The 1,536-nt window shown below is 39.1% G+C and carries 2 protein-coding genes and 1 pseudogene; 1 reads left to right on the forward strand and 2 read right to left on the reverse strand.

The genetic code is table 11. The features are described 5' to 3' along the window. Nucleotides 1-352 precede the first annotated feature (352 nt). Together HMPREF1492_RS03650 and HMPREF1492_RS03655 are read right to left on the reverse strand one after the other, a co-directional pair. A complete protein-coding gene (locus HMPREF1492_RS03650) occupies nucleotides 353-676 on the reverse strand; it encodes a type II toxin-antitoxin system RelE/ParE family toxin (RefSeq protein ID WP_035436008.1) in 324 nt (107 codons plus the stop codon). Beyond that, complete coding sequence (locus HMPREF1492_RS03655) at nucleotides 676-978, reverse strand: type II toxin-antitoxin system RelB/DinJ family antitoxin (protein WP_035436010.1); 303 nt, start codon at nucleotides 976-978, stop codon at nucleotides 676-678. Before HMPREF1492_RS03655 ends, HMPREF1492_RS03650 begins: the two co-directional genes overlap by 1 nt. Before the next feature lie 350 nt (nucleotides 979-1,328). Between HMPREF1492_RS03655 and HMPREF1492_RS07770 the strand changes: the two are divergent. Further along, a pseudogene (locus HMPREF1492_RS07770) lies at nucleotides 1,329-1,536 on the forward strand (IS256 family transposase); the annotation flags it as partial.

The following is a 1,536-nucleotide window of genomic DNA, read 5'->3' on the forward strand; positions in this document are numbered from 1 at the left end:
AAGAGGTGGCATAATGTAGGTTAGAAGGTAGTAAGGAAATAGCCTTACACCACTTTTTGAGACGTAACTTTGATTTTGCTCTATAAGTTTCCTTGGCATCTATTTCTGCAAATTTATCTTTCATTAGTAGCTTTGCAGCTACTAATGAAGGATTTTCAGGTATTGCCCCTCAATTCAATTTGCGACTTTAATCTAAGCTCGAGAAAGCACCACAACCCATTTAACGTGGATTGAGAAAACTCCTAGTATAGCTACACTTTTTTGAGTGCACACTATGGATAGTGGGTGCACTTTTTAACGATAGGAAAAGCTATCGTTAAAAGGTTTAAGACTCGCTTGACAGCGCGTTACATTACAATTGTTCCAGTTGCGTAGCCTGATCTCTTCTCACGTAAATAACCGCGAGTATTTGGACTTCTCTTTTATTCTCATCAACCCAAAAGTAAACGTAATAATTTTTTACGCGTATTTTTCTAAAACCAAGCTCACCCCACGGCTGCTCATCTATACACTTCACACGATAAGGCTTTGTCTGTAAAGATGTCATTTTAGCTTTTAGCAGATCAAGCATTCTTTTAGCTATTTCCGGCTCTTTTAGCTCCGTTGCGATATATTCTCGAATAAGTGCAAGATGCTCTTTCGCCTGACGGGTAACTTTTATCTTATACCCATCCATTAAAGACCTCGTTTAAGCTCTTCAAAAACATCATCTATAGGATAACTATCACCACGAACTGCCTGATCATAACCTTTAGCCATCAACGCGTTAAACGTTTTCTCATCCATATCATCTCGTGGCGGAAGCGACTTTGGAATAGTAAGCGAAAATGGAATACCGTTATTAAGAATGATTTGACGATAAAACATGTCAATAGCAGTAGCCCTAGGGATTCCAATCGTTTCTAAAATCTGCTCCGCCTGCTGCTTAATATTTTCTTGTATTCTCACATTCACATTCGCTGTCTTAGTAACTGCCATATCAATCAACCTCCATACGCATATAATAAATTATTGTGTCGCATATTGCAACACAATTTACATGAATAGGATTCCTCGACTGTCATACACGCTTTGCGTGTTCGCATTACTGCATCTTATAGCACGGTGAAGCGCCGTGATGATGGGAAGCACCGCTTTTTTTCGTTTGAGTTTGAACATAAAAATAGCAGATAAAGGGAAGGAAATGAATTTACACCAAAGTGAGGACTTGACCTAATTTGGTCGTGTCCCGAAAAGTGGTGTAAGCAAGCATTTCAGGTGTTTAAAAGAAGTGCGGTTATTTCCTAAAATATAGTCACCACAACCAATTCAGAAAGGAAATAACCGCAATGCAAACTCTACACGAAACTGAGCTCTCCTACACCCAAGATCACAAATTAGATTTAAACGGTATGGCACGAACACTGCTTGAAGACTTAGTAAATACCGTAATGGTTGAACAAGTAGAAGAGCTTGGTTGTGTTCGCAATGGATACCGTGAGCGAAAGCTTGTAACGTCAGTTGGAACTCTTACCTTAAAATTCCTAAACTCCGTGA

The organism is Atopobium sp. BS2, from assembly GCF_000565075.1.
GTDB lineage: Bacteria > Actinomycetota > Coriobacteriia > Coriobacteriales > Atopobiaceae > Lancefieldella.

What these genes read in the sequence shown, in the direction of transcription:
- HMPREF1492_RS03655 (WP_035436010.1), bottom strand. Translation starts at nt 978, where the DNA reads ATGGCAGTTACTAAGACAGCGAATGTGAATGTGAGAATACAAGAAAAT.
- HMPREF1492_RS03650 (WP_035436008.1), bottom strand. Translation starts at nt 676, where the DNA reads ATGGATGGGTATAAGATAAAAGTTACCCGTCAGGCGAAAGAGCATCTT.